Origin of the sequence: Bacillus sp. 491mf, assembly GCF_900112415.1 — a bacterium.
In the GTDB taxonomy this organism is placed as follows: domain Bacteria; phylum Bacillota; class Bacilli; order Bacillales; family Bacillaceae_G; genus Bacillus_A.
In genome coordinates, this window is the sequence record NZ_FOLV01000032.1 from 1 (window position 1) to 25,431 (window position 25,431).

Sequence of the window (25,431 nt, forward strand, 5' to 3'; positions counted from 1 at the left end):
TGGGAGAAAAAACAGTTAAGACAATGATCCTTACGTTTGTTGTATTAACATGCTGGTATGTAGCTTATGCAAATCCAAGTATTCTTGGAATCATTGATGCCCTAAGTGGTCCGTTAGTTGCTGCTATCTTATGTCTATTACCAATGTATGCAATCCGTAAAGTACCAGTACTAGCTAAATACAGAGGGAAAGCGAGCAATGTATTTGTTATTATTATAGGTATACTTACTGTTCTAGCAAGTATTAGATCATTATTCTAATTCACTATTTAAACTAAAGAAATCATAGATAAGATGTAACTACTCAGCCACTTTATGAAAAAAAGGCGGAAAAGCATTTTTTTAAATGGGCGTGAGGGACTGGCCGTGCATAGAAGCGGTCAGGGCCTATTTCTGCCACGTGCAACGTTTGAAAACAAAGAAATGCAGCAAGGCGCATTACCATTTTTATCCCGCTATTCGTGGGCAGTAATACTCCCGCCTCAAAATTCAGCGGAAGCAAAGAAGTTAGGCGGGAGATAAACTGCCCGTAAAAGCTCGATTGGTTCAACTAATAATCAGTGGGGGGATGAAGAAAACCCCCACTGATTAAAGTTTCACTTTATCTTCATGGCAGCAATCTATGCGCTGAAAAGTGATAGGTAATAAGTGATGTATGGCTGATTAATTACGATAAAATATATCTGTTTTTGGACAAACTTCTCACCTTGGGGAGTTTGTCCTTTTTGATTATATGCATAACTTCTATTCCAGCAAACGCTTTGGACAGCTGTTTGCAATTGCTGTCCAAAGTGTTTCGATTGTCATTATAGTCATCTCTATATTGTAGGATTATTACGATTTGAAATATATGAACAGGTTCTCAAAGCGACTTAATACCCGTTTTTTCGAAAATGTTCCAGTCTTTTATTCTTATGTTTTCTTCTTTTTGGTGCGTGTTCAGTTGCCATGCATAGGCTAGCTATAATATACATGCAATTAGATATTGCTATTGCTAGTACGGTTAAAGAAAAAGGCATAATAGGTAAGACAGGGAAAACGGCTAAACACATAAGAAGTGAGCGGTTTAGAATAATTGCGAATATGACTAACGTGAGGGACATGAGTAGAAAGGGAAGAAATACTATCATTTCTATATCTAAGTAAAGGTTGCGAATAAACACAATTAAATTGAAAGCGCATCCTAAAATCCCAAATAAATACCCTACAATATGTACAACACTTCTCTTTTTAAAAATTTGTAACATGTTGCCAATACTCCTTATTCCTTTTTCTGTTATTTTATCATATACACATCACGATATTGTGGGTAAATTTGGAAAAGTTTTTTGATTTAACACTGCGTGTGGCAGAAAAAGAACATAGCCAGATCCTCTTGTCTACCCTAAAAAAGTGGGTTTATGTCTTTGTATGCATACAAAAAAGCAAGCCACCCTTAGGCAACTTGCTCGCTTTGTTTCTCTTTTTTCTCATCGCGTTTCATTAATGGATAAAATGCAAATCCGACAACAAATAATCCAATCCCAAGCAGGAATGTTTTCATATCAGCGGATCCTGTTTTAATAACCCATAATGCATAAATAAGTGCAATCGCCGCAATGATTCCATCTATGATGCGAGAGCCTTTTTGATTTTCGTATGTTTCACCTGTCATTACGAGTTTCAGCTGGAAGATTGGTGAAACGAGATATGGAATTAAGTATGCTAGCGTTGAAACGGTAATTACAAATGTATACGCTTCGGCAATTGTGCCTGATAGTGTTGAGAATAGGAACACTTGCGACATAATATTTGTGATACGAAGCGAATAAATTGGGCTTCCTTTTTTATTTGTTTTTGTAAAGAAAGAGGGGAAGAACCCTTCTTTTGCAGCTTGATATGGTACTTCTGAGCTTAATAAGACCCAACCAAGAATAGATCCAAATAAAGAAGTAAGTGCAAGCAATGCCATTAGTTTTCCACCGCCATGCCCCATAGCTGCGGCTAAGGCATCTGCTAATGGTCGTTCAGATGCTTGCAGTTTATCGATATGAAGAACGCCCATTGTTAAGATTGTAATTCCTAAGTAAATACCAACTGTTAATAATAAACCAGCAACAGTTGCGTGTTTTACTGTTTTTGGTGAAACAGCACGGTTTGATAATAAGACAGCTGACTCGATGCCGATAAAGGCCCAAAGTGTTGTTAAGGCAGCTAAGTTTACTTGTGATAATAGTCCGTGTGAAATGCCTTCTTTATCAATAATCGGTGTATACCATTGTCCAAATTTAGATGCTTGGAAGGCAAATAACGTGACAACGATGAAGAGAAGGAATCCTGTTACTTTCGTTGTTGTTGCGAGGAAGTTTAGTTTCCCAGCGCCGTTTATGCCGTTCGTTAAAATCATATGCGTCCCCCATAGTAAAAGGGTACAAATAGAGAACGTAATTAGTTTTCCGACTTCAATGTCAAACGCTCCGATTGTAAATAATACACGTGTATCTTTCATAATTGGGAAAAAGAGCGATAAATAACCAGCAAATGATGTAATGATCGCTACGTTACTTGCCCAGTTTGCAACCCAGTAGCCCCATACGATGCTAAAACCCGCCATTTTTTTCGTTTTTTGTGAAGAAAAGAGCGCATAAGCATGACTTTGCGGACCTGTCGTTAAATCAGGGCGACGAATTGCTAAATTACCGAAAACAAGTGCTAGCATTAACACGCCAAACCCTGTTGTTAACCAAGCTAATGTAACCCCAAGAGGGCTAGCCGTTTGTGCTAATGTACTCGGAACCATGAAAATACCTGCTCCGACCATATTTCCAACTACAAATGCAGTGAGTACCCAAAAGCCCCATTTTTTTTGTTGCATAGAAACTACCTCCAAAATTAGTATAACCAAGTCAAGCGAGGAGATATGTATGTGTTTGAAGTTCCAAACAAAACAAAAAAGCGCGTATATGCTCACGCGCTCCTTAATCTTATTAAGAAACCCACGGACATATCTCTCGATAGCTCTCCACAAGCAAAAAGCTTGTGACAGTCCTGCACTTATTCAATGCAGACCCAGCAAGAAAGCGTTGTGGATACTTCTTACTTCGGCAATGATTCCTTTTTGATTTGTTCAGCGATGCCACACATCTCCCAAATCGTACTATTAATCATTGCAACCTCTACCTCACCGAGATACGAATGAGGATTTATATATATAGTTAACATAACCAAGGGTAACAAATGGATTTTTATTCGTCAATGCAAATGATTATAATCGGATGATTGTGATAATAGAGTATGTTTTAAATAATGAAACAACTTCTGGATTTGCATCATACAATATGTATATAAAAGAAGGGAAAAGTGCAACATCTATCATGTGGAGCACTTTATTTCCTCAAAACTTTGAGGTAGGGATAAGCGGATGGAGAGCTGGTTTAAGAGAAACTGCTTTATATGTGGAAAGGGAATGGATACGTGTGAAAAACCGAATCCAATAGAGGAGTTAAAAAAACAAAATGAAGAACTCGCAGCTTCTTTAGAACAGTGTATGAGGTTACTCTATAATATACAAAAGAATGTAAGTAAAAAAGCAGAAAAGAGTGCATTGCCTCCTCTTTTTTCATTAGGAGATAAGATAGAAATATTTGACGGAGAAAATAGTATAGAAGGTATCTTTATTGAGTGTACAAATGAATGGTTATATTGGATTAACGTAGATTATGACTTAACCATTAGTCATATAAAAAGTGTAAAGCGTATTATAAAAAAAGAGTCTATTCAAAAAGGGTATGTATAACACTTTCTGAATAGGCTTAGTATCTTTTTGTGAGAGGGTTAAATCATTTTATAGGAATTAGGAAACTTTACGAATGCTAATTGTATCTAAACTTGTAACGTTGATATTTGCATTGTTATCAACCCAAACTAAGAAGTTGTTATCTACGCGAATGAAAACACCTCGGCCGTCAATTTCACGTCCTGCTGAGAACACGCGAATTTTGTCGCCTTCTACTAAACCATTTAATGTGATTGCCATAAGGCCGCCTCCCCTCTATTAGAAGTTAATATAATATATGAAAATGATAGAGAGTGTGTGCGATAGGAATGTAGTACAAGCAACCATTTTTATAGAATTACATTCAATACTAGTAACTACTCAGTCATATGAAAAGTGTAAAGTGTATTATAAAAAAAGAGTCTACTCAAAAAGGGTATGTATAACACCTTTTGAATAGACTCAGCGTCTTCTTGTGAAAGAGTTAAATAGTGTCATAGGGAATTAGGAAATTTTACGAATACTAATTGTATCTAAACTTGTAACGTTGATATTTGCATTGTTATCAACCCAAATTAAGAAGTTGTTGTTGTCAACGCGAAGGAAAACACCTTCACCATCAATTTGACGTCCCGCTGAAAACACGCGGATTTTATCGCCTTCTACTAAACCATTCAATGTGATTGCCATAAGACCGCCTCCCCTCTATCAGAAGTTAATATAATATATGAAAGTGATAGAGAATTAGTGTTAGAAAAAGGCTGTGCTAGAAACTATTTTCTACTTCCGCTAATATATCAATTTTTTTAACCTAAAAATGCTGCTATCCGAAACAACCCATGGCCAGCACTCACATTGTCCTTTTGTTTTAAACATCGCCCGTGGCAAAAAAAAGCCCCGACCGCTACTACGCACGGCCAGGAACTCTTGCCCATCTAAAAAGAGGGTTTTTATATCGTTACATCAAATTCAATACAGTTACTTTCTCGCGTGTCATTGATTCCAGGCTTTTACGAATACCTTGTGCGCCCATACCAGAACCTTTTACACCGATAAATGGGAAGTGATCTGGTCCGCGTTCTGTGCGGCCGTTAATTTGAACAGAGCCGGTTTCGATTTTGTTTGCGATGTGAAATGCTTTGTTAATATCTTTTGTAAATACACTTGCTTGTAAACCGAAATCAGATTTGTTTGCGATTTCTATTGCTTGTTCGTCAGAAGACACGCGAATGATTGGGAGAATTGGACCGAATGGTTCTTCCCAAGCGACTTTCATATCTTCTGTTACATGGTCAAGAAGTGTTGGATAGATTAAGTTACGCTCACGTTTGTTGCCGATGACAACAGTTGCACCTTTTTGCACTGCATCGTCTACTAAGCTTTGAACGAAATCAGCCGATTTATCATCGATTAATGGTACGATTGTGCTGTCTTGTTCCGGAGAACCAACAGATAGTTTTGTGATTTCTTCTTTTAATAAGCGAACAAGTTCATCTGCTACATGTTCATGTACAAGGACGCGTTTAATTGCTGTGCATCGTTGGCCGGAGTAAGAGAATGCTCCGCTAATAATATGATTAGCAGCTGCCTGTAAGTCTGCATCCGCGCGTACAATACCAGGGTCTTTTCCGCCAAGTTCAAGGACAAGTGGAATCATTGCAGCCTTTTTCGCTAAATGTCTTCCTGTGTATGTACCGCCTGTGAACGATACCATGTTGATGCCAGGATGCTCTACTAAATAATCACCAATGACAGAACCGCGTCCTGTTACTACGTTAACAAGTCCTTTCGGAAGACCTGCTTTATGCAAGGCTTCAATCATTTTAATACCGCTAATCGCGCCTTGTGTAGCTGGTTTAAAGATAACTGCGTTTCCTGTAATTAGAGCTGGTGCAAGCTTGGCAGCCGCTAAGTTGACAGGATAGTTAAATGGTGCGATTGCTAGAATAACGCCAAGCGGAGCGCGCTGAACAATAGCAAGTTTAGACTTAGCGCCGCCAGGGAAGCTATCGCCCATCATACTTTCACCATGCATGTGCATCGCTTCATCTACTGTGTAACGAATGAAGTCTGCTGTGCGAACAACTTCTTTTTGGGCATCTTTATATCCTTTGCCGACTTCTTTCATGATGATATCGGCAATTTCATCTTGCATATTCACGAGCTCATCAGCCCATTTATATAAATATTGTGCACGATCTTGAAGAGACGCTTCTGCCCAGTCTTTTTGCGCTTCTTTCGCAAATTGAATTGCTTCATCTACTTCCGAGCGAGTAATTGCTTGGACTTGTCCGATTACTTCATGAAGATAAGGAGATGAAATGTCGATTGTTTGCCCCGAAGAGCTTTCCTTCCATTCTCCATTTATATAAAACTTATACGTCTTTCTAGTTGTCATTGCTAAGTCCTCCTAAAAATTAGTGACTTGTAAGAGTGAGTATATGGTGATTGTAGGGGGTTTGAAAAAAGAATTCAAATGAAATGTTTGTGAAACCTATTTTTGGCATGATATTTGCGATCGCTTTCTTTTTTATAAAATGAGGTTCTGTTAAAGGATTATTAACGGGTCACTCGCTTTGTTTTCACATTGCCTGTGGCAGAAAAGGGTAGCATGGCCAGGAGTTCTCGTCCATCTAAAAAAGTAGTTTTTCAATTTATAAAAAAACAATTGACAGAAAAGTCTTTAAAGTTATACAATTAAAAATGGAAAATAAAAGAAGAAGGAGGTGTGCGTGATGATTGTAACTGTATATGTGACTGGCTTAGGTGTTTTACAAAATAAATATCATCACGCAACCTCTACGGACAAATAACGCTTCTTGTTAGCCTGAAAAGAAAGCGTACGTTGCGTGTGCCGTGACGTACGCTTTTATGCGTTTTTCGCATATCGTCAAAGCGACGGTATGCCTTTTTTTGTCTCTTTTTTTAGATTGTTCCTATACATTTGTATAGTTTCAATAATTAGCTTCAGAAAGGTAGGAATGACGATGGAAAAGTTTGAGGTGCGTATGGTAAAAACGGAGACGCTAGATAGCGGATAACGAGCTTATGCTCAAACAACAACGAGAAGGGAGAGGTTACATTGTTTTCTGTATTACAAAAATTAACATGGTTTTTTAAAACGCATTGGAAAAGGTATAGCATTGCCATTGTTTGTTTACTTTTTGTTAATGTCATCGAGGTAATCCCGCCAAAGTTAATTGGATTAGCAATTGATGATATAAAAGCTGGGGATTTAACAAACACAGGGATTATGGAGTATGTAGGGATGTTGCTCGCGGCAGCGGCAGCTGGTTATATACTTTCTTATGTGTGGCAATATCAGTTATTTGGCGGTGCATTTGTGCTTGAAAAAACGATGCGTACGAAATTTATGGGACATTTGCTGAAGATGACGCCAACTTTTTATCAGAAAAACCGTACAGGTGACTTAATGGCGAGGGCAACAAATGATTTAAAAGCGATCGCCATGACAGCTGGATTTGGTATTTTAACACTCGTTGATTCGAGTTTATATATGCTGACAATTGTGCTTATGATGGGGATTTCAATTAGTTGGAAGTTAACACTTGCAGCACTATTACCGTTGCCGATTATGGCGTATGCAGTGAGTGCTTATGGAAAGAAGTTACACGATCGCTTTACAGTTGCTCAAGATGCATTTGGAGATATGAATGATAAAGTGCTGGAGTCGATTGCCGGTGTACGTGTGATTCGTGCTTATGTACAGGAAAGAGAAGATGAGAAGCGCTTCAGTACGTTAGCGACAGATGTGTATGAAAAAAATATGAAGGTCGCAAAAATTGATTCACTTTTTCAACCGACAGTGAAAATGCTTGTGGGGATGAGTTATTTAATTGGCCTTGTGTACGGAGCGTTTTTAGTATTTCAAAATGAGGTAACGCTTGGGGAACTTGTATCGTTTAATGTGTACCTTGGCATGATGATTTGGCCAATGTTTGCGATTGGTGAGCTAATTAACGTTATGCAGCGCGGTAATGCTTCGCTTGATCGTGTAAATGAAACATTAGCATATAAGCAAGATGTACAAAACGTAAAGAAACCACTGCGCGTACATCAGCCAGATTGCATTGATTTTGAAGATGTATCGTTTTCTTATCCGACATCTTCTACGCTCAATTTAAAAAACGTATCGTTTTCGCTTAGCAGAGGGGATACGCTTGGGGTTGTTGGGAGAACAGGGAGCGGAAAAACAACGCTCGTTCGGCAGCTTCTGCGCCAATATCCACTAGGAACAGGGGAAATCGCAGTATCAGGTATACCGATGCAAAATGTTCACATCGATCAAGTATTAAGCTGGGTTGGATATGTCCCGCAAGAACACATTTTATTTTCCAAAACAGCGCGGGAAAATATTTTATTTGGGAACCGAGAAGCAAGTGAAGAGGAGTTGCAAAAGGCAATTGAAATTGCTGCGTTTACGAAAGACTTGGAATTTTTGCCGGATGGACTTGAAACGCTTGTTGGAGAAAAAGGTGTATCGCTATCTGGCGGACAAAAACAGCGTATTTCCATTGCACGGGCCGTCATTCAAAATCCAGAAATTTTAATTTTAGACGATTCGTTATCAGCGGTTGATGCAAGAACGGAAGCGGCAATTATTGAAAATATCCGGAACGAACGCAGCGGGAAAACGACGATTATTACGACGCATCGTTTATCTGCAACGCAGCATGCGGATTGGATTCTTGTCATGGATAATGGTGAAGTGATTGAAGAAGGAACACATGACATGCTCATTCAAAAGGGCGGTTGGTATACTGAGCAGTTTGAAAGACAACAAGGGGAGAACGTTGAAGGCGAGGTGAAAATATGAGTGTTGGCAAACGATTATTTCAATATGCGATGAAAGTAAAAGTAACGATTGGAATTGCTTTAGCGATGTTATTTATTTTCGTTATTGCGGAATTGGCTGGACCATTTGTTGCGAAAACGATGATTGATGAACATATTGTTGGCATTGAAAGGCCTTGGTATGAAACAGTAGAAGGAGATGATGCTGTTCTTTATCACAACACTTGGTATAAGCGAAGCGATCGGTTTGAAGCAGGTGAGCAGAAAGGAAAAGAAGTGCGCATTGTTCAAATTGGCCGCGACTATTATTTTATTCCGAATAAAGTTTCAAATGAAGGAACGCGCTCTGTAAAAGGAGACATGGTGACGATTCAGAACGGGAAAGCAGCGCAAGTATATAAAGGGACGAAGCTTACAGGGAAGGAAGTTTTCTCGTTTTATCAACCAGAAATAAAACGACTCCTGTTACTTGGCGGCGGATATTTAGCTCTATTACTCGTTGTATCCCTCTTTTCGTATGGAAAACAATTTTATTTACAAAAAGCCGCGAATAAAATTATTCAAATTATGCGAGAAGACGTGTTTTCTCACATTCAAACATTACCGATTCGCTACTTCGATCATTTACCGGCCGGGAAAATTGTTTCTCGTGTGACAAATGATACGGAGGCGATTCGCGAGCTATATGTAACGGTATTATCGACATTCTTTTCTAGCTTTATTTATATTACCGGTATTTTTGTTGCCTTGTTCTTATTGGATGCAAAGCTTGCGCTTATGTGTTTAATCCTGATTCCGATTTTATGTGCGTTGGCGGTTTTTTACCGGAAATATGCATCTGAATACAATCATAAAATGCGCTCACGCTTGTCGGACATTAATGGAACAGTAAATGAATCCATTCAAGGGATGCCGATCATTCAAGCGTTTCGTCAAGAGCGCAGGGCAAAACAAGAGTTTGAACAATTAAACGAAGAGTATTATATGTACCAAAATAAAATTTTAAGTTTAAATGCAGCAACGTCTCATAATATAGTTGGCGTGCTTCGCAACATTGCATTTACAGGTGTGATTTGGTACTTTGGCGGCGCATCATTAAGTGCAGCAGGTGTAATTTCATTAGGTGTGTTATATGCGTTCGTTGATTATTTAACGCGATTATTTTCACCGATTACAAATATGGTGAATCAGTTAGCGAACTTAGAGCAAGCGCGCGTTGCTGCTGAGCGTGTGTTTGAATTGTTAGATGAAAAGGGAGAAGCAGTGCAGGAAGAGCACATTCCGTCGATGAGAGGAAATGTTCGTTTTGATGACGTTTCGTTTTCTTATAACGGGAAAGATGAAGTGCTGCGAAATATTTCCTTTGAAGCAAAGCAAGGGGAAACAATTGCGTTAGTCGGTCATACTGGATCAGGGAAAAGTTCGATTATGAATGTACTCTTTCAGTTTTATGAATTTCAAAAGGGCAGCATCACAATTGATGGAAACGATATAAACGAAGTGCCAAAACAAGCGCTTCGCGAACATATGGGAATTGTGCTGCAAGATCCCTTTCTATTTACAGGAACAGTTGCTTCTAATGTAAGTTTAGAGCAAGAACGAATTTCGAAGGAAACGGTTGTGAAAGCACTGCGTGACGTTGGTGCAGAGCGTTTTGCGGCTAACATTGAGGAAGAAATAACGGAAAAAGGAAGTACGCTTTCAACCGGTGAAAGGCAGCTCATTTCTTTTGCCCGTGCACTTGCCTTTGATCCAGCCATTTTAATTTTAGATGAAGCAACATCGAGCATTGATACGGAAACAGAGGCAATGATTCAACAGGCGCTCGAAGTCGTGAAAAAAGGGCGAACGACATTTATTATTGCCCACCGTTTATCAACGATTAAAAGTGCGGACCAAATTATCGTACTAGACCGCGGAACGATTCTTGAGAAAGGCTCGCACGAAGAGTTGATGGAAAAGCAAGGGCGTTACTATGAAATGTATAAAACGCAAATTGCCGGTAGTCATAGTGCGTAGTGTTCACGGAATGTTCAGATAATTTTAAAATAATGTTTACAAGTAGGACGTATTCTCCCTTTGTCTATATGATAATTTGAATGAAAGGGGGAATATAAATGGAGGAATTATCAGTTACATTTAATATTGCGTTCTTTTTGTTATTATGCGGAATGATTGGATATTGTGTGTTAGATTCTTGAAGAACTTGCCAGGGGGCAAGTTCTTTTTTGTGGTTCATATAATTGATTTTGAATGAAAAGGATACACTAATTGAAAACATTTTGATTGAAAAATGTTGCAAGATTGAATAGAATAGATTTCATGTTACTCTTTAATTCCTATCAGAATACTTGGAGGATTGTCGTTATGAAAAAATTACTTTCATTCTTCGTACTTGCACTGCTAATTATAGGAGTTGTAGCAGGTTGCGGAAAACAAACAAAAGATAATACAGCGCAAAGCACTAGCAAAGATGCGCTTGAGCAAATTAAGAAGAGCGGAGAGCTTGTTGTTGGAACGGAAGGCACATACCCGCCGTTCACATTCCATGATGGAAGTGGAAAGTTAACTGGATTTGATGTTGAAATTGCAGAAGAAGTAGCAAAGCGTCTTGGTGTGAAAGCGGTATTTAAAGAAACACAATGGGATAGTTTATTTGCTGGACTTGATGCAAAGCGTGTTGATATGATTGCGAACGAAGTCGGAATTCGTGAAGATCGCCAAAAGAAATACGATTTCTCTAATCCATACGTATCATCTTCAGCAGTACTTGTCATTCCGAAAGATAAAGATAAACCAGCGAAATTTACAGATGTAAAAGGGTTAAAGGCAGCACAGTCTTTAACAAGTAACTTCAGCGACATTGCGAAGAAAAACGGTGCAGAAATCGTTGGGGTAGAAGGATTTAACCAAGCGGTTGAATTATTAAACTCCGGCCGCGTTGATTTCACAATTAATGATCGTTTATCCGTGTTAAATTACTTAAAAACAAAACCGGATGCAAAAGTAAAAATTGTTGATACAGAAAAAGAAGCATCAAAAAGCGGTTTTATGTTCCGTAAAGGCAGCGATAAATTGGTTGCTGAAGTAAATAAAGCATTGGATGATATGAAAAAAGACGGCACATACGAAAAAATATCGAAGAAATGGTTTGGTGAAGATGTATCTAAGTAATGCTATATTGGATTTAGATCGATTATCTGTTTGGGTTGATATAACAACAGCATCCTTCATGCCTATGCTGAAGGGTGCTCTATTCAATACGATACCGCTCACGTTGATTTCATTTGTAATTGGTTTAGCGTTAGCAACGTTAACAGCGCTATGCCGCATTTCTGGAAATCGTGTGCTTCAGTGGATTGCGCGTATCTATGTATCTATTATTCGCGGGACACCGCTTCTTGTTCAGTTATTTATTATTTTTTATGGACTGCCGACAATAGGGATTACAATTAATTCCTTCCCAGCAGCGGTGATTGGATTTTCTTTAAATGTCGGAGCGTACGCTTCAGAAATTATTCGCGCTTCGATTTTATCGATTCCGAAAGGGCAATGGGAGGCGGCATATACAATTGGGATGTCGTACCCGCAAGCACTCTGCCGCATTATCCTGCCGCAGGCAACGCGTGTTTCGATTCCGCCTCTTTCCAATACATTTATTAGTTTGATTAAAGATACATCGCTAGCGTCATTAATTTTAGTAACAGAAATGTTTCGGAAAGCGCAGGAAATTGCAGCGTCAAACTATGAATTTTTAATTGTTTATACAGAAGCAGGGCTTATTTACTGGTTTATTTGTTTCTTATTATCGGTTGTACAGCAAATACTTGAAAAACGAACAGAGCGTTATATTTTAAAATAATCCTTGTTAAAAGGAGTTTTTGTTTCTATGATTTCAATTCAACATTTACAAAAAAGTTTCGGTGATAACACCGTTTTGCAGCAAATTGATATGGAAGTAGATAAAGGAGAAGTTGTTGTTATTATTGGACCGTCTGGTTCTGGGAAGACAACATTGCTTCGTTGTTTAAACGTACTAGAAACGCCGAATAGCGGTGTTATTCGTATCGGTGAGGAAACACTTGATTTTTCGAAAAAAGTGACGAAGCAGGGTATCGTGAACTTGCGCAAGCAAACTGGTATGGTATTTCAGCATCATAATTTATTTCCGCATTTTACAGCGCGTGAAAATGTTATGGAAGGTCTTGTAACCGTTCAGAAAGTTTCAAAAGAGAAGGCGAAAGAAAAAGCGGAGTACTTTCTGAGAAAAGTGGGACTCGGCGATAAGATGGATTTATATCCATTTCAGCTTTCAGGCGGACAGCAACAGCGCGTAGGGATCGCCCGCGCACTGGCGATGGAGCCGCAAGTCATTTTATTTGATGAACCGACATCAGCGCTTGACCCTGAACTTGTCCAAGAAGTACTAAAAGTAATGAAAGAACTGGCACAGGAAGGGATGACGATGGTAATCGTTACGCACGAGATGCGCTTTGCCCATCAAATTGCGAACCGGGTTATTTTTATGGATGGCGGTGTCATTGTAGAAAAAGGTACGCCGGAAGACGTGTTAGTACATCCGAAAGAAGAGCGTACGAAGAAATTTTTACAAATGCTGCAGTAGCAAATATAAAAATGCAAATTGAAAAAACACCTTTTTTTAGGTGGGGAGGGCATCTGGCCATGCATAGAAGCGGTCAGGGCCCTTTTTTGCCACGTGCGAAGTTAAAACAAAGAAAGTAGCAGATTCATTTTTTGTTTAGGTTTTCTTTACTCTTGTTCAGTATTATAAGTTAGTAGCGATATAGGAAGCAATTCCATTAAAAGAAGTTAATATAATTAAAAGACCAGAATATGCTATAGTAATAGGTTTTTTGTATCTTTCGTCTGAATTTTTAAATATTAAGTAAGCCCAAGTACTTAAAAATATTATAAAAAAAATATCAATACTTTTAAAAATATTGAGAAGTATTTCGTTATGAAAAAAAACATTTAGTAATTCTAAAGAAAAATAGTTTATATTATCTGTTTTTATTACTATATTAGTAATGCCTTTAATTGAATTTCCAATTAATAAAAAAATATATGCTTTTATACCTGTATAAAAAATCTTTTTAAAATCTGCTTCTGTTGTAATTATTAAAAGTAATAACCAAATAATTGTACTATAAATTATTAAATTAAATATTGGTCCTGTTATACTAGAAAGAGCTCCTATACTTATTCCTATCCATTTTCCTATAACTAAGGCTTTATTATCATTTGTTATGTTGGAAAGGTGACTTTCTAATTCATTAAGGTTTAAAAAGGTAACTGATAGGAATATTAGTGCGTTTATTAAGGATATAAGGAATAAAGTTAACATGGGTTTTTTAGGTATTTCATAAGATAACATAGTAAGTACACTCCTTCTTTCATTTTAAAAGTTTTATTACCTCAAATTCAATTAATGCAGCTATTAATAGACATATAGTATTTGCAAGTATACATATAAGCAAACAATTTATAATTTTAGATATAATATTTTTTTGTCTTTTTTTTAAATTTTTGAAGAACATAGTGTATAAATATAATGAAGGTACGAATGCAAAATAAAAACCTAATAATTCAATTGGTGCATGGAATATTGAATGTTTTATAGAAAAAACAAAACTTTCAGTCAACGAGAAAAATATAAATGCCGCTGTAAAATTGAGTCCATTAAGAAACATTATTATCATAGGTACCAATCCTATTGTAAAAAAACCTGTGAAAAATATTAATAGGGATACTTTTATATTGTTAAGAAAAATGTCTTTAAAAGAATTTACGTCTTGATTTTGGATTATGGTATCTTTTTGAATATTGATCCCCATTGTAGCTATAGCTCCACCTATTCCAAAACACAATAAAAATAAGATGAAGATATTTATAAAAGTTTTTTTATCTTGCGATAATTCTTTCAAACTCTTGATTAATACGTTCCTCATCCCATTTCTCCTTTTGAACTGAATCAATTATACTTTTTATTTTCCCTTTATTAATGAAAATTAATTGGTCACATAATTGAGCGGCAAATGAGAAAATATGTGTAGAAAATACTACTAAATTACCTGATTTTGCATAAGAAGATATAGTTGCTTTCATTATTTTTAAATGATGTGGATCTAATCCAGTAAAGGGTTCATCAAGTAATAGAATTTTTGGTGAATGTAAGGTAGCTATAATATATCCTAATCTTTGTTTCATTCCTCTAGATAGTTCTGAAATAAAAGTATTTTTTTTATCAAGTAATTCTACTTTAATTAATATATTTTCTAGTTCTTTATGCTGTAAATTTAATTTTCGGATTAAGTTTATATATTGAAGCATTTCAAATACAGTTAATTGTTCATAAAAAGATGGATTATCTTCCATATATCCAATAAATTGATTTTTAGATTGGTTATTCTCTTTGAATATTATTTCCCCTTGAGTAGGAGAAATAAGCCCTGTTATAATTTCTAGGAGCGTAGTTTTTCCAGCGCCATTTCTACCGATAAAACCAACAATGTTAGAAGGTTTTAATGTTAAATTTATGTTATCAAGAGCTTTAATGTTAGTTTCGTATTCTTTTGTTACCCCTTTTATTTCTAACATGGTTTTTGAATCACTCCTTAAATAATTTTAAAGATATATAGTTTTTTGTAAGTGACTTTTTACTGAGTAATATTGATAGCTGATATGTGAAAAAGCCAATTCCAATCATTAAAAATGCATAGATTATAGTATAGACAAGGTAATTTTTAGTGAAAAAGATTAAAAAGAAGAAAATAATGTTTATACCTAATTGAATTGTATAAAAAGTAATAAAAGTTATTTTAGATAATGTTGTTGGAATTTCGTATATTTGTTCCCATTGGAAATTAGGGAAAATTACGGTTGAAAGTACAAGCATGTTTGAAGCATTTATATAAAAAAATATAGTTGAAATGAGAATTGTTATTAATTCTCTATTGTTATTAGGTGGAACAATAATAAAAGATAGTATAGTAAGTAATGTACTGAAAAGTAGAGTGAATATCAGAGAAATGGAAATTTTAAAGTTGATTTTCCATTTTAAAAAATTATTTATGTGTTGCATTTTGTGCATAAGGTTTTTATCTAAGTCGTAACTTATATAAGGATGTATTGCTAACATAACTACAATCATTGGCATATAGATCATAAAAACATATAATAAAAATCTATATTGATCGTCCATGTGAAGATTGTGTGTAGCTAAATAAGAGATACTACCAAATATTATTGTAGGAATGGTTAATATTACAATAAGTCCGGATAATTCTATTGGAGGATTTCTAAGTATTAATTTACTTTCTAAGATAAAAAGACTGTTGTTTTTTAACATTTTTCTTTTTTGTTTTTTTGGATGATTAGATAAGAAATATTCATTTAATGGGATTGTACTTTCTTCATTATTGTATCTAAAAAGTATTAGTAGACTTATGATTGTTAAAAAAATATATAGTAGTTCTGTAACAATTATAATGTTATTATGTAATCCATATTTATATAAACGATAAATGCAATATCCCAAAATACCATATCCAATCCATGATAAAAATGATAATCCTAGCATCATGATTTTGATTTTAATATTACTTATTTTAATAAGTAATATTAGTAATGAATATCTAAGAAAAAGACCTAAAAGTATATTTAAAGAACCGAATATTAATGATGTAAATGCTAGATTAAATTTAAGAGTAACCATATAACAAATAAATAAGGTTAGATTAGATATAAATATTAATAAAATGTAGTGATAAAACTTATATAAATCTTTAGAAATTATATAGGATAATCTATTAAATCCTAAAAGTTGTAGTTGTTTTTTATCATCAGCGAAAAATAATCTGTATATTGTTTTGTCTAAATTATGAAAAGTAATAAGCAAGGGGAATATAACAATGTAATGTATTGATTGCTCTTTTGTAAAATAAAATAATCCAATTGATAAAATAATTGGCATAAGGGCATCTATAAATAGAAAAATAAGGATACTAGTGAAGAAATTTTGTTTCTTAATAGTTTTATTTTTTAATTCTAGTAAATGATAGTAACAATAGATGAGTATTTTGTTTGTATTAGGTAACAATTAGACCATCCTTTACTATTTATTCTGCTTTTACATTATTATATTTTAATATAAAAAGAAGGACTTATTAAGTAAATAAACCCTTCTTTTATTGTTAATTACCATTGAATTGCATATCTTGTACCGTATTTACGAACTTGACTAATGAATATAGCGGCAACGGTTCCAAGTCCTGCACTTCCTAAAATAGCTGTAACTGCAGCAACCCATCCAGCAGTTTCTAATGCTACTCTAATAGCATGTATTGACCAAGCTGGAAGACCTGGGAATGTAAGTATTAAATTAGCCAATCCGGAAGAAGCACCTAGTTGTGCAAACATTAACGTCATGAGGGCGATTGTGGCAAGTGCTGTAAGACCTAAAAGTGCATTTATTCTGGTTTTGTTCAAAGTCATTGTCATTTTTTCACCTCCTTTCAATATTTTATAGATGGCTTTATTGTCGGAAATAACAGAAAATCACTCCCAGAGATAGGGTTTTCTTCCATATAATTCTATTTATATATTATATTTACATCTAAAAAAAATAAAGTGTTTGTTTAAAAGAAAAAGTTGAGAAAGTTTTTTTGCAAGTTATTTGTTGGGTATTAGGAATTATTGGATTGATAAAAGTAAAAAAAGACATCTAAAAGGTTATTAATAGATGTCTTTTTTTACTTTTACTTTTTGTTTGTTCTTTTTTTTAAAGTGTTAGTTAATATTAAGGAAATACAACCTATTCCTCCGATGAGAATTAGATAATCAAAAGTGTCTATCTTATTATTAATGAGATTTAGTATGAATTTTATAATACTAAATGTAGCTAATATTAGTAAGATTACTTTAAATAAGGGAGAGATATTATCTACAGGATTTTGAATTTTTTTAGGGTTTTCCATTGAATTTCCACCTTTTTGAATTTTATGAATATTTATAATAATAGTATATACATAAAAAATTTGATATATCAAATGAAAGAATAAAACCATTGATATTACTGTGCTATTTTTTGCCAATCTAATATGCTTGTCTTTCTAACTCTCTATATAAGGAGTTAAAGATTCCTAAAGGAACGGATAGTATTTTCTTTTGTTTTGTTATATTACCTCCTTGAAGAATTATTTTGGCAAGTATAGATATGTCGCTAAGCCGAACAGACAAAAACGGGATGTTGACCTGGTTTGACCTGGACTAGCAGTTATACCCGCCGAACCGCTAGTCCTTCCGTTCAAAATGGTGTTCTTTTGCTATATATATCAAAGCCATGTGGGGTTTTATCCCCGACACGACTAGCCAGCACTTACACCCAAAAACAAGGGAACTAATTGAGGGTTTGTAATAATTAGAATATTCCGCATTTTATTTCTAAAATATAATTAAGTTTACATATTGAGGTGATTATTTTTACGTTTAAAAGAATAAAAGGGGGATTGATGATGAAAACAATAGTTTGTAAAGAATATGGGTCTTCTGACTTAAAGGAAGGGGTATTAGGTTCTGAACAAGCACATGTGTATGAGACTAATAAGATATAGATATTTAAAAAAATTCAAAATTGCTTATGAAATTTTGTTTAATGGAGGAATTAGAAGCAGCTGTCATACAAGATCGTGAGGATCATGGGAAAAGCTTTAAACCTTAAAAAGGAAGGTGTTTCCACAAAAGATAAAATTCGCGAAAGTAAAACAGATCTAGACAGTGGTTTTTTAATGAGAGCTGGAAAACGATTATATAAAGTACGCTGTTCTACAATTGAGCGGAGTTTTGCCGATGCCAAAGAAATCCATAGTTACAATAAAAGTTCCCAACACTCTGGAAAGGTCTCAAGCGATGCTTGAGACCTTTTTGCCATATATATTTATTTGTGAAATCCGCCAAGGCTTTGTTCAGCCATTGCTACTAAACGTTTTGTAATTTCTCCACCTACTGAACCGTTTGCACGAGCTGTTGTATCAGCACCTAATGATACTCCGAATTCAGTTGCAATCTCGTACTTCATTTGGTCTAAAGCACTCTCTGCACCAGGTACTACTAATTGGTTAGAACTTCTGTTTGTCATAGTATATGTCCTCCTAAGTGTGAGTTTTTGGTTGGATTAGCTGGAGTTGAACCAGGATCGCCCCGTTTGGCACTAATCCATCGTTGGAGTGATTGTACTCATAGTATGGATGATACGTAGAAAGATATGCGAGTTATTGATTTGTAAAATTTGTAAATTTAAATAATGCCAAAAATTACACATGTTCTACTTGGATAGAAAAAATGTGCTTTTACATACTATGAATACACCAATACAAGGAGGTGAGATAACATGACTAGAAGCAATAATCTTGTAGTTCCTGGTGCGGAAAGCGCATTAGATCAAATGAAGTATGAAATCGCAACTGAGTTTGGCGTACAACTTGGCGCAGATTCAACATCACGTGCAAACGGATCTGTTGGCGGTGAAATTACAAAACGCCTTGTATCTTATGCAGAGCAACATTTAGGTGGTTTCCAAAAATAAATGTAAATGGCTATAGGGGACGGGAATACCGTCCCTTTTTTGGAGGAATCAAAATGGCGATTTGTCCGCTTTGTAATGCATTAGAATATAAAGAATATACTTGTCCTAATTGTACGAGCTTACTGCAAGATTGCGGAAAAACAGTCGATTATCTAGGTCCATATAGTGCATATCAAGATCAAGAATTGCTAGAGAAAGTCGATGGACTATCTGCACATGATTCGCAGCAATATTGCCTTCATCTGTTATATTGCCTGGTTTGTGAAAGGCAAACCGAAGTCACTGTACAGCTCATATAAAAACCCGTCTCAGCAAAAAGTTGAGACGGGTTTTTCGCGTATTTACATTTCCTGTTTACTGTTTTTGTTCTGATTTAGATAACGGTAATAATGAAGCGGTGCGGTACATATTTTTTCAGCTAAATCAACATTATGTTTAGTAAAGGCGGAGTAACTAGGGTTTGAATTGATATGATAGAGCCAAACAGCACCGTTATTGTCCATTACAATCGAAAGTTCTAATTCAAATAAGTGAGAAAAGGCATTTTCTAAAGTTTGAGGGACTTCTTTCGTAATGTTGTGTAAACTATCCTGCAGCAGTGTAAAGTCAATCTTAGATAGCTGATGTTGCCACTTCGTAAACGGAATACAACGTATTTGCTCTGTAAGAGGAAATAAGAAAGAATAAGGTGCTCCGGCTATTTGAATGAGCTTTTCTGGTTCTTCCCATATACCGCTTTTGTTTTTTTGTAAAAGATAGCGAATATGGACAGGGGGGGTCCGCACCATAGATTGCAAGTTATATTCACATGTTTGCAGCGACGATTGTAACCAAGAGAAAAATGGCTCTCTTGCTTGAAATGTTTTTGTCAGAAATTGATTTTGTTCTAATGTAGTAACATGAAACATCCGGTTTTGATAAGAAATATGATGAATGCTTTGTTTTGAAAATGGATGACAGGGCTTTAAAATCACATCTTTTTTGGTCTGTAATAATTGCAGAGTTGTCTTTTCATTTGCATGTTTGATTACTGGAACATATGGTGCTAGTTTTTTATTTGTGGCAAGAGTTTCATACATATCGGCTTCATTTGGAAGTTCAGCGTTTAAAAATACGGATTGCGGGCGGCTTTGCAACCATTTGATAATTGGGAGCACCTTCTTCATATTTTTTTCAGTTTTGTATGCGCATCGATTATAGATGTGAGATGGAATGGAGAATTGCTTTTCTACCCAATCTTGTTGATTGGCATCAAAAACAAGTCCGTTCACAAGCTCTGTTTGGGGATTGATGCTAAAGGGAGTAAACTGGGAAACAGTAATGTGATGGAAGCATGCGCGTTTTGCAATTTCTGTGTAGTATTCTTGCTCATGATGGAAACGTGATGTTAATAGTCCGAGAACCATAAGACAACCTCCTTTTATAGGGAACTAAACATGTATCTACTTGAGTAATATTCACAGAAATGTGTCTTATACCAACTATGAGTACTATTTTTGATGAATTGACTAGTATCTCGTTTACTGGTGCATCGTATAGCAGTTATAATGGAGGGTATGTGTATAAATCGATTAAAAATCCTTTTCTTTTTAGGTGAGATTTTTTGCTACATGCAAGAATGAAAACAAAGGGAGAAAGTAAGTGGCGATTTATATGTTAAAAAAAGAAAATGGATTTATATATAGGAAACGGAAGGTTGATATATTGTGAATATGTGGCTAAATCTGCTAACAACGACAGGAATAGGTGCGGTTATTGGCGGATATACAAATCATCTTGCCATTAAAATGTTATTTCGACCGCATCATCCTAAATATATTGGGAAGTTTCGGGTGCCGTTTACACCTGGACTAATTCCAAAGCGCCGGGATGAGTTAGCTGTACAATTAGGGAAAATGGTTGTTGATCATTTATTAACACCAGAAGGAATTGAGAAGAAATTAACAAATGAGTCGTTCCAGCAAGAGCTTATTAGCTGGGCGCAAACAGCGACGGACAAGCTTCTGATGAATGAACAGACGTTGCATGAAGTGTTAGAGAATCTGGATATGATTCATATGGAAGAACGAGTTACAAAGCAAATTGAAGGCATCATAACAGATAAAGTGGATTCATTATTTGAAACATATCGTGCTTATACGTGGGAACAAGCCTTGCCGCCGTCTGTTCACGAAAAGATTGATCAGAAAATGCCAGATGCAGCAAATTTTATTATCCGAAAAGCTGTGGATTTCTTTGAAAGTGCAGAAGGGAAACAACGCCTCTCTAAAATGATTGATGACTTTTTTGCATCGCGCGGGACATTATTAAATTTAGTGGGCATGTTTTTAGGTAATGTAAGTTTGGCCGACAAGTTGCAGCCAGAAGTGATTAAATTTTTGCAGCAAGAGGGAACGAAACAATTGTTGTCTGATGTGATGAAAAAAGAGTGGGAAAAGCTGAAACAACGTGAAGTGAGCGAAGTAGAAGCATTCGTTTCAAAAGATGATGTCCTAAAAGGAATTCTGTCTTTTGTGAAAGTGGAACAAACGGTAAGTACTATATTCAATCAATCTGTCCGTGATATATGTGCTCCGATTCGTGATAATGTAAGAAACAATGTGATTCCAAGTGCTGTGCAAAAGGGTTTACAGTGGGCGACAAATCATATCGGGGATATTATGCAACGTTTGCATTTAGCTGATATTGTCCAGCAAGAAGTAGAAACATTTCCAATTGAGCGTATAGAAGAACTAGTTTTATCTATTACAAAAAGTGAATTGAAAATGATTACGTATTTAGGCGCATTACTTGGTGGTTTAATTGGAGCCCTGCAGGGGTTATTATTAATTATAACGTCATAAAGTGAATTTACTTCACATATGATACATAGTCTGATATCGTAAGAAGAGTATGTAAGGATTGAAAACATATAAACAATGTGATCGTATATCGCATTGCAAGGAGGATATATAGAATGGCAAATAACATGCATGATGTTGCGTATGAATTACAAAAAACAATCTCAGAACATCCAGATTTTCAATCATTAAAAGTGAGCTACGCAGAAGTACAAGCTGATGCAGATGCGAAACAACTATTTGATCGTTTCCGTATGATGCAAATGGAGCTTCAGCAAAAAATGATGCAAGGTGAGCAATTAACAGAAGAAGATAATCAAAAAGCGCAAGAAGTTGTAGCATTAGTACAACAAAACGCAAAAATTACAAACTTAATGCAAGCAGAGCAACGTTTAAATGTTTTAATCGGCGATGTAAACAAAATTATCATGAAGCCGCTTGAAGATTTATATAACGTTTATATGCAAGCGTAATAACAGAGCACTTTCTCGTTAGCGAGGAAGTGTTTTTTATTTTGCCTATACAAAGGTTTATGCAGTCTGAGTGAATAACAGGATATTTAAATAAGAGGAATTAGTACTCTAAAAGTAGAAATAGAGTATTTGTACGAAAGCTTAGGGGAGAAACTTTAGAATGTTTACGGAGGAAATAAGATGGATTTAAAACAGAAATCAATAGAGATGGCAGCTATATATAGGGAAAATCCAAAAATAGAAGCTATTATTTTAGCTGGATCCGTATCAAGAAATTGGCATGATGAAAATTCTGATATAGAGTTACATATTTTGTGGTCAGTACCACCAGAAGATGAAGATCGTCAGGCACCGATACAACGCGTGGAAGGACATGTTTTGTCTTATCATCCTTACGAAGAAGAAGAGTGGTCTGAATCTTATGTAACGAAAGATGGTATTAAATTAGAAATAAGCAATTTTTTATCTTCAACTGTAGAACGATTTATTTCTGATGTGATAGAGAAGTATGAAACGGATTATGATAAACAATGTATTGTTGCTTCTATTCATGATGGTGTGAGCTTGTATGGAAAAGAAAAAGTTAACATGCTAAAAAATAAAGTGGCAGAATATCCTGTAGAACTTTCCAAACATATGGTTTCAGAAAATCTTTGGCTTGGAAATCGTTGGAATAACCGTGAAGCACTTTTGAAACGAAAAGATTGGTTGATGTTCTATGATGTATTTTGTGATGTGCAGAAGAAGTTGTTTGGTGTTTTATTTGGATTGAATCAAATGTATGTTCATCATCCGGTATTTAAATGGATGCCTTTTAATACTGAACGTATGAGAATCAAACCAGAAAATCTTCATGATCGCATGACTACTATTCTAATGGATAATCCAGAAAAAAGTACAAAAGAATTAGAATCGTTAATTGAGGAAGTAATTAATCTTGTTCACGAACACCTTCCTGAATTAGATATTCATGAACAAAAGAATCATATGAGATATACGAAGTGATAGAAAAGGTGTTTTCATGTATCGAAAACACCTTTTTCGTTTATTTTGAAACAAACGGGTGATCTTGAAAGTAAAAACGCCATGGATAATGCACCGCTTCTTCGGCGTAATCAATATTAATACGCGGGCCTGCAGTGATGTTATATGAATGAGAAAGGTGATGTTCTGGAGAAACCTGTTCAATATAGAGCTCATCACTCGTAAGGAGAAGCCCTTTTTGCTTTAACGTAATTCCCAGTGCCTTGCATAGTTTTCCGGGTCCATTTGTTAAGTTTTTGAACTGTGATTTTGTAATTGTTGTTTTTCCGTATCTTGCTTGCTTTATTTCTTCGATGCCGTCTACTGGCTCTAATGCCCGAATTAACACTCCTTGCGGGGTTCCTGCTGGTGCTGTAATGACATTACAACAATGGTACATGCCATAAATAAGATACACGTAAGCATGGCCAGGAGATTCGTACATAATTTCTGTTCGTTCTGTGCGGCGGCCGCCATAGCTATGGGCCGCTTTATCATTAGGTCCTTTATATGCTTCTACTTCGACAATGATTCCGCTTCGTTTTACTCCATCTACAATGTGAACAAGTTTATGTCCAAGCAACCGTTTCGCAACGTCTAACGTATCGCCTTCATACCAAGAAAGTGGCCATTTCATTTTAGCAAATTCCTTTCGTTGTTTTATCTCTTATTAAAGCAAATTTATTGCGCAAATGCCAATTCGTTCTAATTAACAATATTGTTTCATAAATTAATGATAGAACAATGCAGCTAAGAAGAGGAGGTACTTCATCATGATTTATCGGTTACTAGCTCTTAATATAGATGGAACACTCTTACTTCCAAATGGGAAATTACAAAAGGGAACGCGTGAAGCGATTGAATTTGTAAAGAGAAAAGGTGTATACGTTACGCTATTTACGAACCGGAATTTTCAATCTGCTCACAAAATATCAAAATCATTAAAACTGAATTCGATTTTAGTGACGCATGGCGGTGCGTTTATTTCATCTTCATTAGATAAACCATTAACTCAAAAACGTTTATCAGAAGAAACAACGTTTAATATTGTGCAAGTACTCGAATATTTTGAATGTAACATTCGCATTTCTCATGAAAGGTTTTCAATTGGTAATCGCCATCAACATACACCAAATTTAATTGCCCGAACAGTTCTATCCACTTCGGAGCCGTTATTTTATCCGGTTCAATTTGTAGATTCGCTTGGCGATGCATTGCGTGATCAACCGGTCGCTGCCCCAAAAATTGATGTAACATTTTCAAGTCAAAGCGAAAAGCAGCGTGCACTTACGACTTTACAAAAATCATTTGAAAATGCGCATTTTATAGAATGCGGGAAAGTACAAATCGAAATTGTACCGCCTCATGTATCAAAATTACGCGGGCTACAATTATTAGGAGAGCATCTCGATATTGATCTGAAAGAAATGGTAGCGATTGGAGATAGCCTTGAAGATTTAAGTGTTATTGAAAATGTTGGATTAGGAGTAGCAATGGGCAATGCTCCGATTGAATTGAAAAAAGCTGCCGATTGGATCACACGATCAAATGACGAAAACGGCGTGCAATATATGGTTAAAGAACATTTCCGAAAGCAGTTTCCAATTAAATTTTTAAACAATCATTTACAAACGAAGAAATAGTAATGGGAATCTCAGGCGGGTGCCTGGGGTTTCTTTGTATTGTATAGGAGCAATTCGGATGTGTCGGAGCTTTTCCGAATATATCGGCGCTTTTTCGGATATATCAGCGCTTTTCCGAATATATCGGCGCTTCGACACGATATAAAGACCACTCTACATTATTCGACATAAATACACTGCAGAAAAAGGATCTGACCGCTTCCACACATGGCCAAGCCCCCTCGTCCCCCTAAAAAAGAGGGTTTTCGCATCCCAGTAGTTCCTTGTTGACCTCCTATCAC

General features: G+C 35.8%; 29 protein-coding genes and 1 riboswitch. Of the genes, 16 read left to right on the top strand and 13 right to left on the bottom strand.

The features are described 5' to 3' along the window. A partial coding sequence (locus BM211_RS20060; RefSeq protein ID WP_090998027.1) for a hypothetical protein occupies positions 1-260 on the top strand: 260 nt, incomplete at its 5' end. A 105-nt stretch (positions 261-365) separates the two neighbouring features. After that, on the top strand, positions 366-521 hold the full coding sequence (locus BM211_RS20065; RefSeq protein ID WP_156107946.1) for a hypothetical protein: 156 nt from the start codon (positions 366-368) through the stop codon (positions 519-521). A 913-nt stretch (positions 522-1,434) separates the two neighbouring features. Here the strand turns inward: BM211_RS20065 and BM211_RS20075 are convergent. Further along, a complete protein-coding gene (locus BM211_RS20075; protein WP_035433922.1) occupies positions 1,435-2,853 on the bottom strand; it encodes an amino acid permease in 1,419 nt (472 codons plus the stop codon). A gap of 132 nt (positions 2,854-2,985) precedes the next feature. Next, a riboswitch (Lysine riboswitch) is annotated at positions 2,986-3,165 on the bottom strand. Between the two features lie 88 nt (positions 3,166-3,253). On the opposite strand from BM211_RS20075, the gene BM211_RS26810 reads away from it, so the two are divergent. Both BM211_RS26810 and BM211_RS20085 read left to right on the top strand, forming a co-directional pair. Then, positions 3,254-3,475: a hypothetical protein gene (locus BM211_RS26810; protein ID WP_090999112.1), complete on the top strand. Its 222-nt coding sequence runs from the start codon at positions 3,254-3,256 to the stop codon at positions 3,473-3,475. Continuing rightward, positions 3,445-3,774, top strand: coding sequence for a hypothetical protein (locus tag BM211_RS20085; RefSeq protein WP_035433918.1), 330 nt, complete (start codon positions 3,445-3,447; stop codon positions 3,772-3,774). Before BM211_RS26810 ends, BM211_RS20085 begins: the two co-directional genes overlap by 31 nt. A gap of 57 nt (positions 3,775-3,831) precedes the next feature. Here BM211_RS20085 and BM211_RS20090 read toward each other — a convergent pair whose 3' ends face one another. From BM211_RS20090 to BM211_RS20100, 3 genes are all read right to left on the bottom strand, one after another. Further along, positions 3,832-4,014 (bottom strand): hypothetical protein, encoded by a 183-nt coding sequence (locus BM211_RS20090; protein ID WP_035433916.1) that lies wholly within the window; start codon positions 4,012-4,014, stop codon positions 3,832-3,834. 243 nt (positions 4,015-4,257) lie between these two features. Beyond that, a complete protein-coding gene (locus tag BM211_RS20095) occupies positions 4,258-4,443 on the bottom strand; it encodes a hypothetical protein (RefSeq protein WP_035433915.1) in 186 nt (61 codons plus the stop codon). Positions 4,444-4,711: 268 nt separating this feature from the next. Further along, positions 4,712-6,151 (bottom strand): NADP-dependent glyceraldehyde-3-phosphate dehydrogenase, encoded by a 1,440-nt coding sequence (locus BM211_RS20100; RefSeq protein WP_035433913.1) that lies wholly within the window; start codon positions 6,149-6,151, stop codon positions 4,712-4,714. 684 nt (positions 6,152-6,835) lie between these two features. On the opposite strand from BM211_RS20100, the gene BM211_RS20105 reads away from it, so the two are divergent. The 5 genes from BM211_RS20105 to BM211_RS20125 all read left to right on the top strand — a co-directional run bounded on the left by BM211_RS20105 (position 6,836) and on the right by BM211_RS20125 (position 13,192). Then, the gene (locus tag BM211_RS20105; protein WP_035433911.1) at positions 6,836-8,590 is read left to right on the top strand and encodes an ABC transporter ATP-binding protein; all 1,755 of its coding nucleotides are present in this window, start codon (positions 6,836-6,838) and stop codon (positions 8,588-8,590) included. Next, positions 8,587-10,587 (top strand): ABC transporter ATP-binding protein, encoded by a 2,001-nt coding sequence (locus BM211_RS20110; RefSeq protein ID WP_090999114.1) that lies wholly within the window; start codon positions 8,587-8,589, stop codon positions 10,585-10,587. Before BM211_RS20105 ends, BM211_RS20110 begins: the two co-directional genes overlap by 4 nt. 348 nt (positions 10,588-10,935) lie before the next feature. Continuing rightward, a complete protein-coding gene (locus BM211_RS20115) occupies positions 10,936-11,742 on the top strand; it encodes an amino acid ABC transporter substrate-binding protein (RefSeq protein WP_035433907.1) in 807 nt (268 codons plus the stop codon). Beyond that, positions 11,729-12,430 (top strand): amino acid ABC transporter permease, encoded by a 702-nt coding sequence (locus tag BM211_RS20120; RefSeq protein WP_035433905.1) that lies wholly within the window; start codon positions 11,729-11,731, stop codon positions 12,428-12,430. The genes BM211_RS20115 and BM211_RS20120 overlap by 14 nt, the downstream gene beginning before the upstream one ends. Before the next feature lie 27 nt (positions 12,431-12,457). Next, positions 12,458-13,192, top strand: a complete 735-nt coding sequence (locus tag BM211_RS20125) for an amino acid ABC transporter ATP-binding protein (RefSeq protein ID WP_035433903.1) — start codon at positions 12,458-12,460, stop codon at positions 13,190-13,192. A gap of 162 nt (positions 13,193-13,354) precedes the next feature. Here BM211_RS20125 and BM211_RS20130 read toward each other — a convergent pair whose 3' ends face one another. The 6 genes from BM211_RS20130 to BM211_RS20155 all read right to left on the bottom strand — a co-directional run bounded on the left by BM211_RS20130 (position 13,355) and on the right by BM211_RS20155 (position 17,564). Continuing rightward, positions 13,355-13,963: a hypothetical protein gene (locus BM211_RS20130; protein WP_035433901.1), complete on the bottom strand. Its 609-nt coding sequence runs from the start codon at positions 13,961-13,963 to the stop codon at positions 13,355-13,357. A 19-nt stretch (positions 13,964-13,982) separates the two neighbouring features. Then, positions 13,983-14,537: a stage II sporulation protein M gene (locus BM211_RS20135; protein ID WP_035433899.1), complete on the bottom strand. Its 555-nt coding sequence runs from the start codon at positions 14,535-14,537 to the stop codon at positions 13,983-13,985. Beyond that, complete coding sequence (locus BM211_RS20140; protein WP_035433897.1) at positions 14,491-15,186, bottom strand: ABC transporter ATP-binding protein; 696 nt, start codon at positions 15,184-15,186, stop codon at positions 14,491-14,493. The genes BM211_RS20135 and BM211_RS20140 overlap by 47 nt, the downstream gene beginning before the upstream one ends. A 10-nt stretch (positions 15,187-15,196) precedes the next feature. After that, positions 15,197-16,561 carry a hypothetical protein gene (locus BM211_RS20145; RefSeq protein ID WP_141771674.1) on the bottom strand — a complete coding sequence of 455 codons (1,365 nt, stop codon included), beginning with the start codon at positions 16,559-16,561 and terminating at the stop codon, positions 15,197-15,199. Positions 16,562-16,785: 224 nt separating this feature from the next. Further along, positions 16,786-17,088, bottom strand: coding sequence for a hypothetical protein (locus BM211_RS20150; protein ID WP_051957323.1), 303 nt, complete (start codon positions 17,086-17,088; stop codon positions 16,786-16,788). 257 nt (positions 17,089-17,345) lie between these two features. After that, positions 17,346-17,564 (bottom strand): hypothetical protein, encoded by a 219-nt coding sequence (locus tag BM211_RS20155; RefSeq protein ID WP_035433893.1) that lies wholly within the window; start codon positions 17,562-17,564, stop codon positions 17,346-17,348. 720 nt (positions 17,565-18,284) lie between these two features. Between BM211_RS20155 and BM211_RS20160 the strand changes: the two genes are divergently transcribed. Continuing rightward, the gene (locus BM211_RS20160) at positions 18,285-18,503 is read left to right on the top strand and encodes a hypothetical protein (protein ID WP_035433891.1); all 219 of its coding nucleotides are present in this window, start codon (positions 18,285-18,287) and stop codon (positions 18,501-18,503) included. A 20-nt stretch (positions 18,504-18,523) separates the two neighbouring features. On the opposite strand, the gene BM211_RS20165 is transcribed toward BM211_RS20160, so the two are convergent. Further along, positions 18,524-18,724: an alpha/beta-type small acid-soluble spore protein gene (locus tag BM211_RS20165; RefSeq protein ID WP_035433889.1), complete on the bottom strand. Its 201-nt coding sequence runs from the start codon at positions 18,722-18,724 to the stop codon at positions 18,524-18,526. A gap of 252 nt (positions 18,725-18,976) precedes the next feature. Here BM211_RS20165 and BM211_RS20170 point away from each other — a divergent pair, with 252 nt between their 5' ends. Beyond that, on the top strand, positions 18,977-19,171 hold the full coding sequence (locus BM211_RS20170; RefSeq protein ID WP_035433887.1) for an alpha/beta-type small acid-soluble spore protein: 195 nt from the start codon (positions 18,977-18,979) through the stop codon (positions 19,169-19,171). A 53-nt stretch (positions 19,172-19,224) separates the two neighbouring features. Beyond that, positions 19,225-19,470 (top strand): hypothetical protein, encoded by a 246-nt coding sequence (locus BM211_RS20175; RefSeq protein ID WP_035433885.1) that lies wholly within the window; start codon positions 19,225-19,227, stop codon positions 19,468-19,470. Between the two features lie 42 nt (positions 19,471-19,512). Here the strand turns inward: BM211_RS20175 and BM211_RS20180 are convergent, their stop codons facing one another. After that, a complete protein-coding gene (locus BM211_RS20180; RefSeq protein WP_090999120.1) occupies positions 19,513-20,577 on the bottom strand; it encodes a YheC/YheD family protein in 1,065 nt (354 codons plus the stop codon). A 306-nt stretch (positions 20,578-20,883) separates the two neighbouring features. On the opposite strand from BM211_RS20180, the gene BM211_RS20185 reads away from it, so the two are divergent. The 3 genes from BM211_RS20185 to BM211_RS20195 all read left to right on the top strand — a co-directional run bounded on the left by BM211_RS20185 (position 20,884) and on the right by BM211_RS20195 (position 23,489). Continuing rightward, positions 20,884-22,014 carry a DUF445 domain-containing protein gene (locus tag BM211_RS20185; RefSeq protein WP_090999157.1) on the top strand — a complete coding sequence of 377 codons (1,131 nt, stop codon included), beginning with the start codon at positions 20,884-20,886 and terminating at the stop codon, positions 22,012-22,014. Between the two features lie 113 nt (positions 22,015-22,127). Beyond that, positions 22,128-22,484, top strand: a complete 357-nt coding sequence (locus BM211_RS20190; protein WP_035433883.1) for a YlbF/YmcA family competence regulator — start codon at positions 22,128-22,130, stop codon at positions 22,482-22,484. A 180-nt stretch (positions 22,485-22,664) separates the two neighbouring features. Continuing rightward, a complete protein-coding gene (locus BM211_RS20195; protein ID WP_090999122.1) occupies positions 22,665-23,489 on the top strand; it encodes a DUF4037 domain-containing protein in 825 nt (274 codons plus the stop codon). A gap of 40 nt (positions 23,490-23,529) precedes the next feature. On the opposite strand, the gene BM211_RS20200 is transcribed toward BM211_RS20195, so the two are convergent. Beyond that, complete coding sequence (locus BM211_RS20200) at positions 23,530-24,144, bottom strand: DNA-3-methyladenine glycosylase (RefSeq protein ID WP_035433879.1); 615 nt, start codon at positions 24,142-24,144, stop codon at positions 23,530-23,532. Positions 24,145-24,280: 136 nt separating this feature from the next. Here BM211_RS20200 and BM211_RS20205 point away from each other — a divergent pair, with 136 nt between their 5' ends. Next, complete coding sequence (locus BM211_RS20205; protein ID WP_035433877.1) at positions 24,281-25,150, top strand: Cof-type HAD-IIB family hydrolase; 870 nt, start codon at positions 24,281-24,283, stop codon at positions 25,148-25,150. The last annotated feature ends 281 nt before the right edge of the window (positions 25,151-25,431 follow it).